The 15,220-nt window shown below is 62.5% G+C and carries 19 protein-coding genes; all 19 read left to right on the top strand.

The genetic code is table 11. From position 1 onward, the window contains the following. The first annotated feature begins 77 nt into the window (after positions 1-77). The gene (locus tag AIOL_RS13895) at positions 78-1,073 is read left to right on the top strand and encodes a hypothetical protein (protein ID WP_160314488.1); all 996 of its coding nucleotides are present in this window, start codon (positions 78-80) and stop codon (positions 1,071-1,073) included. 165 nt (positions 1,074-1,238) lie between these two features. After that, complete coding sequence (locus tag AIOL_RS13890; protein WP_049643529.1) at positions 1,239-1,772, top strand: NuoB/complex I 20 kDa subunit family protein; 534 nt, start codon at positions 1,239-1,241, stop codon at positions 1,770-1,772. 24 nt (positions 1,773-1,796) lie between these two features. Continuing rightward, entirely contained in the window at positions 1,797-2,402 is a 606-nt protein-coding gene (locus tag AIOL_RS13885) for an NADH-quinone oxidoreductase subunit C (RefSeq protein ID WP_049643528.1), read from the top strand. Next, a complete protein-coding gene (locus AIOL_RS13880; protein WP_152912532.1) occupies positions 2,403-2,585 on the top strand; it encodes a hypothetical protein in 183 nt (60 codons plus the stop codon). It abuts the gene before it with no gap. Next, a complete protein-coding gene (locus AIOL_RS13875) occupies positions 2,582-3,457 on the top strand; it encodes a sulfotransferase (RefSeq protein ID WP_049643527.1) in 876 nt (291 codons plus the stop codon). The genes AIOL_RS13880 and AIOL_RS13875 overlap by 4 nt, the downstream gene beginning before the upstream one ends. Before the next feature lie 213 nt (positions 3,458-3,670). Continuing rightward, positions 3,671-4,879 (top strand): NADH-quinone oxidoreductase subunit D, encoded by a 1,209-nt coding sequence (locus tag AIOL_RS13870; protein WP_049643526.1) that lies wholly within the window; start codon positions 3,671-3,673, stop codon positions 4,877-4,879. A gap of 74 nt (positions 4,880-4,953) precedes the next feature. Continuing rightward, positions 4,954-6,114 (top strand): NADH-quinone oxidoreductase subunit E, encoded by a 1,161-nt coding sequence (locus tag AIOL_RS13865; protein ID WP_049643525.1) that lies wholly within the window; start codon positions 4,954-4,956, stop codon positions 6,112-6,114. Between the two features lie 40 nt (positions 6,115-6,154). After that, positions 6,155-7,036 (top strand): hypothetical protein, encoded by an 882-nt coding sequence (locus AIOL_RS23975; protein WP_053101283.1) that lies wholly within the window; start codon positions 6,155-6,157, stop codon positions 7,034-7,036. Positions 7,037-7,043: 7 nt separating this feature from the next. Continuing rightward, positions 7,044-7,271 (top strand): DUF5337 domain-containing protein, encoded by a 228-nt coding sequence (locus AIOL_RS13855; protein WP_049643524.1) that lies wholly within the window; start codon positions 7,044-7,046, stop codon positions 7,269-7,271. A 9-nt stretch (positions 7,272-7,280) separates the two neighbouring features. Continuing rightward, complete coding sequence (gene nuoF, locus AIOL_RS13850; RefSeq protein WP_049643523.1) at positions 7,281-8,579, top strand: NADH-quinone oxidoreductase subunit NuoF; 1,299 nt, start codon at positions 7,281-7,283, stop codon at positions 8,577-8,579. Positions 8,580-9,040: 461 nt separating this feature from the next. Next, positions 9,041-9,415: a hypothetical protein gene (locus AIOL_RS13845; RefSeq protein WP_049643522.1), complete on the top strand. Its 375-nt coding sequence runs from the start codon at positions 9,041-9,043 to the stop codon at positions 9,413-9,415. Positions 9,416-9,420: 5 nt separating this feature from the next. Continuing rightward, positions 9,421-9,882 carry a DUF3291 domain-containing protein gene (locus tag AIOL_RS13840; protein ID WP_152912531.1) on the top strand — a complete coding sequence of 154 codons (462 nt, stop codon included), beginning with the start codon at positions 9,421-9,423 and terminating at the stop codon, positions 9,880-9,882. A 57-nt stretch (positions 9,883-9,939) separates the two neighbouring features. Next, on the top strand, positions 9,940-10,314 hold the full coding sequence (locus AIOL_RS13835) for a hypothetical protein (RefSeq protein WP_152912530.1): 375 nt from the start codon (positions 9,940-9,942) through the stop codon (positions 10,312-10,314). A gap of 104 nt (positions 10,315-10,418) precedes the next feature. Further along, on the top strand, positions 10,419-10,844 hold the full coding sequence (locus AIOL_RS13830) for a DUF5333 family protein (RefSeq protein WP_326973114.1): 426 nt from the start codon (positions 10,419-10,421) through the stop codon (positions 10,842-10,844). A gap of 37 nt (positions 10,845-10,881) precedes the next feature. Continuing rightward, complete coding sequence (locus AIOL_RS25085) at positions 10,882-11,196, top strand: hypothetical protein (protein ID WP_152912529.1); 315 nt, start codon at positions 10,882-10,884, stop codon at positions 11,194-11,196. After that, entirely contained in the window at positions 11,193-13,214 is a 2,022-nt protein-coding gene (gene nuoG, locus AIOL_RS13825; RefSeq protein ID WP_049643518.1) for an NADH-quinone oxidoreductase subunit NuoG, read from the top strand. The genes AIOL_RS25085 and nuoG overlap by 4 nt, the downstream gene beginning before the upstream one ends. 109 nt (positions 13,215-13,323) lie before the next feature. Beyond that, positions 13,324-13,677, top strand: coding sequence for a hypothetical protein (locus AIOL_RS13820; RefSeq protein ID WP_049645450.1), 354 nt, complete (start codon positions 13,324-13,326; stop codon positions 13,675-13,677). A gap of 6 nt (positions 13,678-13,683) precedes the next feature. Further along, positions 13,684-14,721, top strand: coding sequence for an NADH-quinone oxidoreductase subunit NuoH (gene nuoH, locus AIOL_RS13815; RefSeq protein WP_049643517.1), 1,038 nt, complete (start codon positions 13,684-13,686; stop codon positions 14,719-14,721). A 1-nt stretch (position 14,722) separates the two neighbouring features. After that, positions 14,723-15,217 carry an NADH-quinone oxidoreductase subunit NuoI gene (nuoI, locus tag AIOL_RS13810; RefSeq protein ID WP_049643516.1) on the top strand — a complete coding sequence of 165 codons (495 nt, stop codon included), beginning with the start codon at positions 14,723-14,725 and terminating at the stop codon, positions 15,215-15,217. Positions 15,218-15,220 lie beyond the last annotated feature (3 nt).

The following is a 15,220-nucleotide window of genomic DNA, read 5'->3' as shown; positions in this document are numbered from 1 at the left end:
CGCCCCAATTCGCCCATAAAAACGCCCCTTTGTTTGGTTAACCTGCCCCTGAACTAGTTTTCAGGAGGGTTATCCTCATGTCACTCGATGTTCTATTTTACCGGATTTTCCGCAATCGGCGCATGATTGTGCTTGGCGTGCTTCTGCCGGTGCTCGTCGTATGTCTTGCCAATTCGATGTCGGATCACAGTCATCCGATTCTGATGGGGCTGGCGATCCTGATCCCGGCCGCGCACGCGATCCGATATCCGAATGTGGCGGGCGAGACGATCAATGTATCTTTGACCCTTAGCGTCTGCCTTGCGCTGGCGGCGACGATATCGCCAGAGCTGTCGCTCGCCGCGGTCTTGTCCCGCGTGTTCTGGCTGTTTGTGGCGGCATTCCTTGTCTTCATGGCACTGACGATTTTCATGCCATTCTTGTACCTTTTTGGCGCAGAGACACCCGTGGCCACGCGGACTGTCGCGACCTCAAAGCTTGATCCAGCGGCGCTGCGGAACGCGATCACCTATTATCCAGGGCGCGAGGACGCCCGGGTGACCTGCGGACCCGCAGACGAGAAGGGCATCTTTGACGTCGAAACCCGATTGTTGGTCGACAAAATGGATTTTGGTTGCGATGTGACGGACGAGGATCAGCCGCAAGAAGACGAGGATATCGGCCCTGAAGATGCAAGAATCTTCAACGATATGCGCGAGGGGCTCCTGCGCACCCAAATGAAAGCGATGGTTTTTAGCAGCTCTGACGAGCATCATGAGGTCTTCGTGATCGCCGGTGAAGGCGAGGAGGTCATCGCTGTGCGCCACGAGTTCCAGGCCCTTAAGCGCGGCGGGACAAAGGTCATCTACCAAGAGCAGGGGGATGTGGTGCCGCGGCAAATGCTGCTTTCGATGTGGCTTAGCGACTACGTCGCGGATTATTTGACCGACGAGATCGATCGTGCCGAGGGGCGCTCCTCTCGGGCCAATCGCGCCTTTGCGAACAGCCAGATGATCGTCGATATCGCAAGGTTGATGATGCCAGGACGGCGGGGCGGTGGACCGGAAGCGCCCGCGACCAGCGACGCGGGCTGAGACGCGCGCGCGGCAGCGCGGCTTGATATTTCTGTTTTGCGTTAAGCCTTCCGCAAGCTGAATGCGCCAAACGAGGCGGACGGTGTGCGGTTTGGTCCGTTGACCCTCTCGGCGCCGCGCGATAGACCGAGCCAAGAACCCGCCATGTCGACGATGGGATGCACCATGACCGTTGCCACGAACCTCCATCAAGCTGGTCCCGATCGCGAGGCGGCGATGCCCGCGATCAATCAAGAGCTTCAGGACAAGGGGTTCTTGCTGACCTCCACCGAGGACATCATCAACTGGGCCCGCACCGGGTCGCTGCACTGGATGACCTTTGGCCTGGCCTGCTGCGCGGTGGAGATGATCCATGTGGCCATGCCGCGCTATGATGTGGAGCGTTTCGGCACCGCCCCGCGCGCCTCGCCCCGTCAGTCTGACCTGATGATCGTGGCCGGCACCCTGACCAACAAGATGGCGCCCGCGCTGCGCAAGGTCTACGACCAAATGCCGGAGCCGCGCTATGTGATCTCGATGGGCTCCTGCGCCAATGGCGGGGGGTACTATCACTACAGCTACTCGGTGGTGCGCGGCTGCGACCGCGTCGTGCCGGTGGACATCTATGTGCCCGGCTGCCCGCCGACGGCAGAGGCGCTGCTTTACGGCATCCTGCAGCTGCAGCGCAAGATTCGCCGCACCGGCACGCTGGTCCGCTAGGCCAAGTTAGATTTGCGAGGAAACATGTCCGACGCCCTGAACGAGCTTGGAGCCCATATCGAAGCCAAACGGCCCGATTGCGTGCTGTCCTGGGCGGTGACCCTGGGCGAGCTGACGGTAGAGATCTCGCCGTCCTCACTGGTCTCCTTCACCGAGTTCCTCAAGACCGACCCGCGCTGCAAGTTCTCGTCGCTGGTGGACATCACCGGGGTCGACCACCCGGCGCGCGCGGCGCGGTTCGACGTGGTCTACCACTATCTCTCGATGTACCAGAACCACCGCATCCGGGTGAAATGCGCCCTGCGCGAGGACGAGATGCTGGCCTCGATCACCGAGATCCACGCCTCGGCCAACTGGTTCGAGCGCGAGGTCTATGACATGTTCGGCGTGCTCTTCACCGGCCACCCGGACCTGCGGCGCATCCTGACGGATTATGGCTTCCGCGGCTATCCTTTGCGCAAGGACTTCCCCACCACGGGCTATACCGAGGTGCGCTATGACGAGGCGCAAAAGCGCGTCGTCTACGAGCCGGTGAACCTGGTGCAGGAGTACCGGCAGTTTGACTTCATGAGCCCCTGGGAGGGGGCGGAGTACATCCTGCCTGGTGACGAAAAAGAAGCCGCAAGCTAGGTGCCGAGCTGGGCCTATATGATCCTTGCGGTGCTGACCGTTATCCCGTTCTGGATCATTTTGCCCAAGTTCCGCCTGCCATCCTGGTGCACCATCTTCTCGCTGACGCCCTTCACGGTGATCCCGCTTTTGTGGGTGATGGCCCTCCGCGACCGCGTGAAAATCCCGGGGCTTGAGAGGTGAGCACGCCCACGCTGATGTTCTGCACTGGTGCGACCAAGGCCGGGACCTCCTGGCTGCACCGCTACATCTCCAACCACCCGGAATGCCACATGCGCGGCATCAAGGAGCTGCACTATTTTGACGCGCTGGAGTTCCAGGACTGGAAGACCTGGATAAAGATGGTGGCGGGGCGCCGCGACACGGCGCTGCGCGAGGCCGAGCGCGCCAAGAGCGAGGCGCAGCTGATAAACAAGCGCCGGGTGGCGCATGACGCACAGGCCTGGCTGGATGTGCTGGAGCGGCGCGCGCAGGATGACGACGCCTATATGGCCTACCTCACCGAGGGGCTGTCTGAGCAGCGCTTGGTTGGGGATTTCACGCCGGCCTATGGGCTCTTGCCGCAACGCGGGCTGCGCCACATGGCCAAGCTGGTGCCGGATGTGCGCTTTGTCTACCTGCTGCGCGACCCGGTGCAGCGGCTGTGGAGCCACGCGCGCATGATCGCCGGGCGCCGCGCCGAGACGCCGGACGAGATCCCCGGGCGCGCGGTCAACATCGTCAAGCGGACCCTGCGCGGCAAAGAGGAAGAGATCGAGAAGCGCTCTGACTACATCCGGCCGCTCAAGCGCCTGCGCGCCGCGGTGGATGAAAGCCAGATCCACATCGCCTATTACGAAGAGCTGTTTAACCGCGACGCGATTGCCGAGCTCTCGAAGTTCCTTGGGATCAGCCACGCCTGGGCGGATTTCGACAAGCGCATCCTTGAGAGCCCCAAGGCCGAGATGGAGCCGGGGCAATGGGAAGCGGTGCGCGAATTCCTGGCCCCGCAATATGACGGCGTGCGCGAGATGCTGGGCCGCGTGCCTGATCTTTGGGACAAAAATCCCGGCTAGCGGCCCGGCGATGCGTTGGCGCCAAAATTCATGGGCCAACCCGCCATTTAAACCGAATTTTCATAACCTTAACGGTAAGCCTTGCTCAGTGTGCACACCGGCGACGTGGGCCGGCGCGCCGCAAGATTAAGTGCGTGCCCGCGGCGTTTTGGGGGATGCACTCGCCCGAAAATGTCGCTAAACCCGTGGCGAGCCAGCTGAGAGATGCGAGTTATGGACGGACAGTTTACCGACGCCCTGACCGGCGAGCAGAAAATCCGCAACTTTAACATCAACTTCGGTCCGCAGCACCCCGCCGCGCACGGCGTTCTGCGCCTGGTGCTGGAGCTGGACGGCGAGATCGTCGAGCGTTGCGACCCGCATATCGGCCTGCTGCATCGCGGCACCGAGAAGCTGATGGAAAGCCGCACCTACCTGCAGAATCTGCCCTATCTCGACCGGCTGGATTACGTGGCGCCGATGAACCAAGAGCACGCCTGGTGCTTGGCGATCGAGAAGCTGACCGGCACCGAGGTGCCGCGCCGGGCCTCGCTGATCCGGGTGCTTTATTCCGAGATCGGGCGCATCCTGAACCATATCCTGAACGTGACCACGCAGGCGATGGATGTGGGCGCGCTGACCCCGCCGCTTTGGGGGTTCGAGCAGCGCGAATTGCTGATGGAGTTCTACGAGCGCGCCTGCGGTGCGCGCCTGCACGCGGCCTATTTTCGGCCGGGCGGGGTGCATCAGGACCTGCCGCCCGAGCTGATCGACGATATCGACCGCTGGGCGGATCAATTCCCCGAGACGCTCTCTGATATTGACGGGCTCTTGACCGAGAACCGGATCTTTAAGCAGCGCAACGCCGATATCGGCATCGTGTCCGAACAGGACATCCTCGATTGGGGCTTCTCTGGCGTGATGGTGCGCGGGTCGGGCCTGGCCTGGGATCTGCGGCGCTCGCAGCCCTATGAATGCTATGACGAGTTCGAGTTCGGCATCCCCGTGGGCAAGAATGGCGACTGCTATGACCGCTACTTGGTGCGAATGCAGGAGATGCGCGAGAGCCTGAAGATCATCAAGCAGGCCTGCGAGAAGCTGCGCAACGAGCCCGGCGATATTCTGGCCCGCGGCAAGATCACGCCGCCAAGCCGTGGGGATATGAAGACCTCGATGGAGGCTTTGATCCACCACTTCAAGCTTTATACCGAGGGCTTCCACGTCCCCGCCGGAGAGGTCTATGCCGCCGTCGAGGCGCCCAAGGGCGAGTTCGGCGTCTACATGGTCTCGGATGGCAGCAACAAGCCGTATCGCGCCAAGCTGCGCGCACCGGGCTTTTTGCACCTGCAGGCGATGGACTATGTCGCGGGCGGGCACCAATTGGCCGACGTCGCCGCGATAATCGGCACGATGGATGTCGTGTTTGGCGAGATCGACCGTTGATCATCGTGGCACCGACGCAAAACCGACGTAATACCGACGTGATACCGACGTCGCAAAAAGGGGTCTAATCCGCTATGCTCCGCCGCTTGCATCCCGAACAGCCCGACGGCTTCGCCTTCACGCCCGACAACCAGAAATGGGCCGAGGCGCAGATCACCAAATACCCGTCAGGGCGGCAGGCCTCGGCGATTATTCCGCTCCTGTGGCGCGCCCAAGAGCAAGAGGGCTGGCTGTCCCGCGTCGCGATCGAGCATGTCTGCGACATGCTGGATATGGCGCATATCCGTGGGCTCGAGGTCGCGACATTCTACTTTATGTTCCAGCTGCAACCTATTGGTTCTGTGGCGAATATCCAGATATGCGGTACCACGTCCTGCATGATCTGCGGGGCCGAAGATCTCGTGGCCGTCTGCAAGGAAAAGATCGCGCCAAAGCCGCATCAGCTTTCCGCGGATGGCAAGTTCACCTGGGAAGAGGTCGAGTGTTTGGGGGCCTGCGCCAACGCGCCCATGGCGCAAATCGGCAAGGACTATTACGAGGACCTTACAACGGCGCGCTTTGCCGAGATCGTTGATGAGCTTGCCGATGGTAAAGTGCCCACGCCGGGGCCGCAGAACGGGCGCTACGCCTCGGAACCCGTGACCGGCCTGACCAGCTTGTCCGGCTACGAAGAAACCGGACACACCAAAATGAATGCCTCGGTGCAGCTGGCCAGCGATATCGGGGACACCATAAAGCGCATTGACGGCACCGAAGTGCCGCTTTTGGCGCCCTGGCAAGGCAAGAGCGCGGGCAAATCTTCGGGCGCCAAAGCGAAGACGCCCAAAAGGGCGGATGAGCAGACCGCGCCGAAGAAAGCCAAACCTGCCGCCAAGGCGGAAGAGCCGCCCAAAAAAGCGGCAAAACCTGCCGTGACGTCATCTGCTAAGGCAGAGGAACCCAGCGCCGAGGAACTTGCATCGAAAAAGCCCGCCGCGCTGGACGCCCCAAAGGGTGGCAAGGCCGACGATCTCAAGAAGATCAAGGGGATCGGCCAAGGTCTTGAGAAGTCTCTGAATGAGAACGGAATTTTCCACTACGACCAGATCGCCAAATGGACCGCGGATGAGGTGCTCTGGGCCGACTATGGGCTTGCGAGATTCAAGGGCCGCGCCACGCGCGATACCTGGGTTGAGCAGGCGAAACTCCTGGCCGCTGGGGAGGAGACAGAGTTCTCCAAACGCGCTAAGTATTAACCGTGATTAATCGAACGGAATAATACGGGGGAACTAAACCATGTCGACAGGGGAGAACAATTGGTCGCTTGGCCGGATCTTGGTGATCTCGGCCGCCGTCGGCGGTGTCGTGCTGCTGCTCTTTCTCATTGCGCTGGGTTTCAAATTCTTTGGCGCTTTGATCTGGGGCATCATCGTCGGCGTTATCGTCTTCTTAATTCTATGGCTGAATTTTGGTGGCCCGGAGGACGTCGAGATCGGTCACAGCGGCGCGACCACTGGCGGCACATCGGGTGCGGCATCAAATGCCAGCGCTGCATCCAATGCGGCGTCCAATGATGTCGGTGATGAACCCGCCTCGACTACCGAGAGCGCGGCAACCTCAGAAGAAAGCGCTGCTGAAGACGACGCGGCCACATCGACTGCAAGCGATTGCGCTGCAAGCGAGGCGGGTTCCAGCGAGACTTCAGGGTCTGTTGTGGCACCCTCTAAGGCCCTGCCAGGTCAGGAAGATTTGGCCGCGCGCAAGGGAAGCTGGAAGTACGAGGCAAACGCATCGGACAGCGGGTCCGGTGACAGCACTGACGCCGCCAATGACACAAGCGCGGAGGTCGCGACGGCAGCGCCAAGCACAGGCGATGGAGACAGCGGCGATGGCGCAGAGGCGGAGCCGGAACTCTTCTCCTCGGCACCGGCGGATGCGGATGATCTAAAGTCGATCAAGGGCGTCGGCCCCGCGCTGGAGAAAACGCTGAACGAGCTCGGGATCTACAAGTTCGCGCAGATCGCGACCTGGGGCGGCGCAGAGATCGCTTGGGTCGATGCGCGGCTGAAATTCAAGGGCCGGATCACCCGTGACGATTGGGTGGAACAGGCCAAAACACTGTCGGCGGGCGGCGAGACAGAGTTCTCGCAGCGCGTGGACAAGGGTGGGGTCTATTGAGGGCTGAATGACGACGGAAGCCTCGGATCGAGATAAGGCGCTGGCGCGGCAAGGACGGCTTGTCGCGCTGGTGATCGCAGCCACAATGGTGCTCTGGATCGGGGCGCAGTGGCTGGGAAGCGCGATGGGCTGGCAGTCCCGTTTCGCGTTCCTGTTCGATCTGGCGGCGTTGGCGGCGTTCTTTTGGGCTCTCGTGGTGACATATCAGATCTGGCGGAAGCGCCGGGAGACATGAGGACGACACATGCTGAGCGATAGCGACCGCATTTTTACCAACCTCTACGGGATGCACGACCGCACCCTGTCCGGCGCCAAGGCGCGCGGGCATTGGGACGGCACCGCGGGTCTGATTAAGAAGGGCCGCAACTGGATCATTGACGAGATGAAGGCTAGCGGGCTGCGCGGCCGCGGCGGCGCGGGTTTCCCCACCGGCTTGAAGTGGTCCTTCATGCCCAAGGAGAGCGACGGGCGCCCGGCCTACCTTGTGGTGAACGCCGACGAATCCGAACCCGGCACCTGCAAGGACCGCGAGATCATGCGGCACGACCCGCACACGCTGATCGAGGGCTGCCTGATCGCCAGCTTCGCGATGAATGCCAACGCCTGCTATATCTACATCCGCGGTGAGTATATCCGCGAGAAAGAGGCGCTGCAAAACGCGATTGATGAGGCCTACGAGGCGGGCCTCTTGGGCAAGAACGCCGCCAAATCGGGCTGGGATTTCGACCTTTACCTGCATCACGGCGCCGGGGCTTACATTTGCGGCGAAGAAACCGCGCTGCTTGAAAGCCTTGAGGGCAAGAAGGGCATGCCGCGCATGAAGCCGCCCTTCCCGGCGGGGGCCGGTCTTTACGGCTGCCCTACCACGGTGAACAATGTGGAATCCATCGCCGTTGTGCCCACTATCCTGCGCCGCGGCGCAGAATGGTTCGCGGGCTTCGGTCGCGCCAACAACACCGGCACCAAGCTTTTTGCGATATCCGGCCATGTCAACGCGCCCTGCGTTGTGGAAGAGGAGATGTCGATCTCCTTTGAGGAACTGATCGACCGGCATTGCGGCGGCATCCGCGGCGGCTGGGACAACCTCAAGGCGGTGATCCCCGGCGGGTCCTCTGTGCCTTGCCTGCCCGGCAAGATCATGAAGGAAGAGTGCATCATGGACTTCGACTGGCTGCGCGAGCAGCGCTCGGGTCTGGGCACGGCGGCGGTGATCGTGATGGACCAGTCGACCGATATTATTAAGGCGATTTGGCGGCTCTCGGCGTTCTATAAGCACGAGAGCTGCGGCCAGTGCACGCCCTGCCGCGAGGGCACGGGCTGGATGATGCGCGTGATGGACCGCCTGGTGAAGGGCGACGCGGAGCCCGAAGAAATCGACATGCTGCTGGACGTGACCAAGCAGGTGGAGGGACACACGATCTGCGCGCTGGGAGACGCCGCGGCCTGGCCGATCCAGGGCCTGATCCGGCACTTCCGCGACGAGATCGAGGACCGCATCAAGGCCAAGCGAACGGGCCGAGCAAGCGCAGTGGCGGCGGAGTAATCCAGCCAGACGACCGGTGCTGGCCGAGAGCGGGTGCTGGAAAGCCGCCGCCCCGGACTTGATCCGGGGCCTCTCCCTTGACCCAAGCGCAACCCGGGCAGCGGCCGACCTGGAGGTCGCCTGCGCAGCGGTTCAGTCTCGCGAGTGTTCTTCTAAAACGCCTGCGTTCCAATGGGTTGCGACGTCGCAAAAGCGGCCTCCTGGGGGAGGTCGGCCGCTGCCCGAGGCAAGCTCGGGCGGTTGCATTGTGTGGGTTCCGCTGCGTCTGGTGTCGGCAAGCGTTGCCAGGACGGGGCGCCAGATTTCCGACGCCCGCTCCCAAGCCACAGGCCGCCGACCGCGCCAAGCGACCGCAGGTTTCGCGCCGCTCCACGAGCGGCGCCGTCGCTTGGCATAGTCGCATTGGACATCACCGCTGCAATCTGCCAAAACCCCAGCCAACGCAGCGACGGACGACCCTTATGACCCGGCTTTTCCTCATCGGCCTACTGACACTCAGCCTCGCCTCCTGTGGCGTGGCGCGCAATATCGGCAACACCGTGGGCGTCGGGCAGGGTGCGTCCAAGCGCACAACCGTCGAAGGGAATGGCACCCGATTTCGGGCCCGCGCGAATGTGCAAAGCGGTGATCGGCGGGCGGTGACAATCACGGTCACCCCTGTGGCGGCCGACCCGGACGGCGCGAAAGAGGCGGGGCGCTATCAGGCGACGCGGTATTGCCTGCTGACCTATGGCGGGTCCGACACCGAATGGACGATCGGCCCCGACCAACCCATCGAGGAACTGCCGGTGGAGAACGACACGCTGACCCTTGAAGGCCGCTGCACCCAGAAGTGACCGCCATGAAGCAGCCGGAGGGTCACCACCTGGCGCAGTTCAACTGGGCGACGCTGCGCTACGACGTCAAGGACCCGCGCGTCGCCGAGTTCACGCGCAACATTGCGCGCATGAACGCGCTCGCCGAGCGCATCCCGGGCTTCATCTGGCGGCATTTGGACGATCCAAAGCAACTCCGGCGCCTGGCCCATACCGGCACCTTCAAGCGCACCCCGCGCTTTACCACCACGCTTTCGGTCTGGCGCGATTTCGAAGCGCTAGAGACCTTTGCCTTTAAGACGATCCACAAGCGATTCTATGACAAACGCGCCGAGTGGTTCGAGCCGCATGAGGGCGCCTACCACGTGCTGTGGTGGGTCCCAGAGGGGCACCGGCCGACGATCCCCGAGGCGGTGGAGCGGGCCGAGCATCTGCTTTCGCAGGGCGACACTGCCGCGGCTTTCGGATGGCGCTATTTGTCAGGGTAGTTTCTCGGCTGCAAGACTCCTGCTATGGTTGACGCAAGCTACGGAGGAGTGACCCAAATGACATCAGCAACGGCTCCGTCGGGCGGCATGTACCGCACCATCATGGCCTATGGCAGTGTGATTGGCGGGGTTCTGGGAGCACTGCTCGCGGCTTGCTTGGTGTATTGGTACTGCCTGCCGGGCGCGTTACTGGGCCCTGAGCCGGGCGGCGGTTTCGGCATGGCCCTGCTCGAGATTTTGGTGTTCCTTCTCAACCTCTTGGCACTGTTTTTGGCGTTGGTCGTGGGCGCGGTACTTGGCGGCATGCTGGGCGCGGCCCTGGCGCCGCTGGTGAACATCGCGGCGGTTCTGGCGCTGCTCTTTGCGCTTTGGCACGCAATTTTGTGGCTTGCGGGCGTGATCAACAATTGCGCCGGCGGCTGGGCCTGCTGACGGCTCTCATTCGATCAAAGACGCGCGAGAATCAGCCGATTCCGCCGCGCCGCGCTTGAACTTGGCCGAGAATCACGGCTTTGCTAGCGCTGCCCGCAGCACCCATGACGACGAAAGCGACGAGTATGACCATTTTTCGTGTTGCCGGCCTTGCGGCTGCGGCTAGCCTGGCGTTGCCGGCCTTAGCGCAGGGCCTTCCCCCGATCACTCAGAATGACCGCATTATGGGCGAGCTTGTCGCCGGCGAGGTCGGCTACCAGATCCAAAAGCACTGCCCCGACATTCGGATGCGCCGACTTCGCGCGCTGGGCAAGCTGAACCGCCTGGCGGATTACGCGCGCGACCAGGGGTATTCTGACAAGGATTTCGACGCGCTCAGCAAGGATCCCGAGGCGCGCGCGCTGCGCGACGGGCGCGTGGACGCCTATCTAAATGCGCAAGGTGTGACGAAAGGCGACGTCGATAGCTACTGCCAATTGGGCTATCGCGAGATCGAAGCGAAAACCTTCGTGGGGCGCCTGCTGCGCTAGCACTAGCGCCCCCAACAAGCGTACGAGGAGGGCACCGGTGAGCCAAAGCGTTGTGGCGCCTAAGGTCGGGAGTTTGCTGGCCGCATCCCTCCTGACCGCCTGCGCTCTGCCGCGCCCGCCCTACGACGGCACCACCAAAGAGACGCCTATTGCGTTGGGTGGTAGTAATCTGGTCACGGTTTTCGTCTATCCCCGCACTGCGCCGCAAGGGGTCGCCCAACAGGCGGCTCTTGCAAAGAAGCGGCCCTGCTGCGAAAGAGCGTTTGGAACACGCATGGTTAGAATAACCAAGGCACAAGACGGCAGCTTTGCCGTGCCGCATGAATGGGAAATCGAAGGGACCTGCGGATGAGCGACCTGCGCAAGATCAGCATCGACGGCCAAGAGCTTGAAGTCGATGGGGCGATGACCTTAATCCAGGCCTGCGAGCAGGCCGGCGTCGAGGTGCCGCGTTTCTGCTATCACGAAAGGCTGTCCATCGCCGGCAATTGCCGCATGTGCCTGGTCGAGGTCGTCGGGGGACCGCCAAAGCCCGCCGCGAGCTGCGCGATGCAGGTGCGCGACCTGCGCCCCGGGCCCGAAGGGCAGGCGCCGCAGGTGAAAACCAACTCGCCTATGGTCAAGAAGGCCCGCGAAGGCGTGATGGAGTTCCTTCTGATCAATCACCCGCTTGACTGCCCGATCTGCGATCAGGGCGGCGAATGCGACTTGCAGGACCAGGCGATGGCCTACGGCGTGGACTTCAGCCGCTTCCGCGAGCCGAAACGCGCGGTGGACGATTTCGATCTGGGGCCGCTTGTGGGCACGCAGATGACCCGCTGCATCTCTTGCACGCGCTGTGTGCGCTTCACCACAGAGGTCGCGGGGCTGACCACTATGGGCCAGACCGGCCGCGGCGAGGATTCAGAGATCACCGCCTATCTGGGCGAGACGCTGGATTCGAACCTGCAGGGCAATATCATCGACCTCTGTCCGGTTGGGGCCCTGACGTCCAAGCCCTATGCCTTCACCGCGCGCCCCTGGGAGCTGACCAAGACCGAATCCGTGGACGTGATGGACGCGCTTGGGTCTAATATCCGCGTGGACTGCAAGGGCCGTGAGGTCATGCGCTTTCTGCCGCGCAACCATGACGGCGTGAACGAGGAATGGATCTCGGACAAGACGCGCTTTGTGTGGGACGGGCTGCGACGCCAGCGCCTTGATCGGCCTTACATTCGCGAGAATGACAAGCTGCGCCCGGCCACATGGCCCGAGGCGCTTGGCAAGGCCGCCGAGGCGCTGAATGGCGCGTCCAAGATCGCGGGTCTGGTGGGCGATCTGGCCTCGGTAGAGGCCGCTTATGCGCTGAAAGAACTCGTTGAGGGCAAAGGCGGCGCGGTCGAGTGCCGCACCGATGGCGCCAAGCTGCCCGCGGGCAACCGCTCGGGCTATGTCGGCACAGCCACGATCGAGGATATCGACGATGCGCAGCGGATCTTGCTGATCGGCACCAACCCGCGCGATGAGGCGCCGGTGCTGAACGCGCGAATCCGCAAGGCCTGGCTGAAAGGCGCGCGCGTCGCGCTTTTGGGTGAGGCTGTCGATCTGACATATGACTATGCGCATTACGGCTCGGACCGGGCGGCGCTGGCAGACCTGGCAAAGCAGGACCATTCGGACAAGCATGACGTTCCGGGCGTAATCGTGCTGGGCCAGGGCGCGATCACCGGCGCCGACGGTGCCGCTGTTTTGGCCACCGCCATGCAGCTGGCCGAGGCCGCGCAGGTTAAGCTGTTGATATTGCATACCGCCGCGGGACGCGTGGGCGCGATGGACGCGGGCTGTGTGACCGAGGGCGGCGTCGAGGTCGCGCTGGACGGCGCGGATGTGGTCTATGCGCTGGGCGCGGACGAGATGGACATCCCCGCCGGCCCGACCGTGATTTACCAGGGCAGCCACGGCGACCGCGGTGCGCATCGGGCGGATATCATCCTGCCCGCCGCGGCCTATACCGAAGAGCAGGGGCTCTTTGTGAACACCGAAGGCCGCCCTCAACTGGCCTTGCGCGCAAGCTTCCCGCCTGGTGAGGCGAAGGAAAACTGGGCCATTCTGCGCGCACTTAGCGCCGAATTGGGGGCCGCGCTGCCCTATGACAGCCTCGCGCAGCTGCGGCAAAAGCTTGTGGGCGACGTCCCGCATTTGGCGCAGATCGACCAAGTGCCCGAAAACGCGTGGCAGCCGCTGCCCGCGGGCGCTTTGGGCGATGGCGCGTTTACCGCCGCCGTGCAGGATTTCTACCTCACCAATCCCATCGCGCGAGCCTCCAGCCTTATGGCCGAGCTCAGCGCGAACGCGCATGCGCGTTCGCAATCGGCCATCGCCGCGGAGTAGGGGATTGTCCTGCCGGAACGGGGCATTGGGTGCGCTGCTGGGGCTGACGGTTCTTGCGGCGTGCTCGGAGTCTTCCCCAGAGACGCAAGCCGAAACGCCGGCCCAAACGCTGTTCAATCTAGAGAGCGCGGCGATTCAGGCGCGGCTTGATGCCGCGCCGGAGTATCTCGGCATAGAAACTCGGCTGCTTGATGGGGATTTGGTAAGCTTTCTAGTGCAGATGAGAGATGCGCGTTCTGAAAGGGACGTGGCGGATTATGCGGAATGCGCCGCGGCGCGGTACGCGCTTATCCGAGGCTACGGATTCGCGCGACATGTGCGCACAAATGTGGTTGAAGAGGCTGGTCTTTGGCGGGCAGATGCGGTTTACACCATCTCACCTGCGCTGCCGCAGGGGCTGAGCACGATCGACGCCGAAGTGAAGGTGGCGAATTGCACAGAAACGGGGATACCCACGGTATGAGGACCCATGGCTGAATTCTTTCAAACCGGCCTAGGCATTGGCATCATCATCGCGGCGCAGTGCCTGTTGGTCATCGGCTTCGTGATGATCTCGCTGCTCTTTTTGGTATATGGCGACCGCAAGATCTGGGCCGCGGTCCAGATGCGCCGCGGGCCCAACGTGGTCGGCGCCTGGGGGCTGCTGCAAACTGTGGCCGACGCGCTGAAATACGTCGTCAAAGAGATCGTGATCCCGGCGGGCGCGGACCGCACCGTGTTCATGCTGGCGCCGCTGCTGTCCTTCGTTCTGGCGATGATCGCCTGGGCGGTAATTCCGTTTAATGACAAGTGGGTGCTGGCCGATATTAATGTCGCCGTGCTCTATGTCTTCGCCATTGGATCGCTTGAGGTCTACGGCGTGATCATGGGCGGCTGGGCATCGAATTCGAAATACCCGTTCCTGGGAAGCCTGCGTTCGGCGGCGCAGATGATCTCTTACGAGGTATCTATCGGCTTCATCATCATCGGTGTGATCATCACCACAGGCTCGCTGAATTTTGGCGACATCGTGCGCGCGCAGGACGGCGCCTATGGGTTGTTCTCGTGGTACTGGCTGCCGCATCTGCCCATGGTGGTGCTGTTCTTCGTCTCGGCGCTGGCAGAGACGAACCGCCCGCCATTTGACCTGCCAGAGGCGGAATCAGAGCTCGTTGCGGGGTACCAGGTCGAGTACTCTTCGACCCCGTTCCTGCTGTTCATGGCGGGCGAGTACATCGCGATCTTCCTGATGTGCGCGTTGACATCGCTGCTGTTCTTCGGCGGTTGGCTAAGCCCGGTGCCGTTCCTGCCCGACAGCCCGCTTTGGCTGGTGGCGAAGATGGCGTTCTTCTTCTTCCTCTTCGCGATGGTGAAGGCGATCGTGCCACGCTACCGCTACGACCAGCTCATGCGCCTGGGCTGGAAGGTGTTCCTGCCGCTGTCGCTGGCCTGGGTGGTGATCGTGGCTTTCTTTGCGCAATTCGGAGCGTTCGGCGGTGCTTATGCCCGCTGGGCCGTGGGAGGCTGATATGACCCAGATCGATTGGACCCGCGCCGGTAAGTACTTCTTGCTGATGGACTTCCTTAAGGGCTTCCAGCTTGGGCTGAAGTACTTCTTTGCGCCCAAGGCCACGGTGAACTATCCGCACGAAAAAGGCCCGCTTAGCCCGCGATTTAGGGGCGAGCACGCGCTGCGCCGCTATCCCAATGGTGAAGAACGCTGCATTGCCTGCAAGCTTTGCGAGGCGATCTGCCCGGCCCAGGCAATCACCATCGACGCCGAGCCGCGCGAGGATGGCTCGCGCCGCACAACGCGCTATGACATCGACATGACCAAGTGCATCTATTGCGGCTTCTGCCAGGAGGCCTGCCCGGTGGATGCCATCGTCGAGGGCCCGAATTTCGAGTTCGCGACCGAGACGCGCGAAGAGCTCTATTACAACAAGGATAAGCTCTTGGAAAACGGTGAGCGCTGGGAGGCCGAAATCGCGCGGAACCTGGAACTTGACGCGCCCTATCGCTGAGAG

Origin of the sequence: Candidatus Rhodobacter oscarellae (assembly GCF_001078595.1) — a bacterium.
GTDB classification, from domain to species: Bacteria; Pseudomonadota; Alphaproteobacteria; order Rhodobacterales; family Rhodobacteraceae; genus Rhodobacter_B; species Rhodobacter_B oscarellae.
The sequence above is the reverse complement of the archived record's forward strand: the minus strand, read 5'-3'. Positions and strand labels throughout refer to the sequence as shown.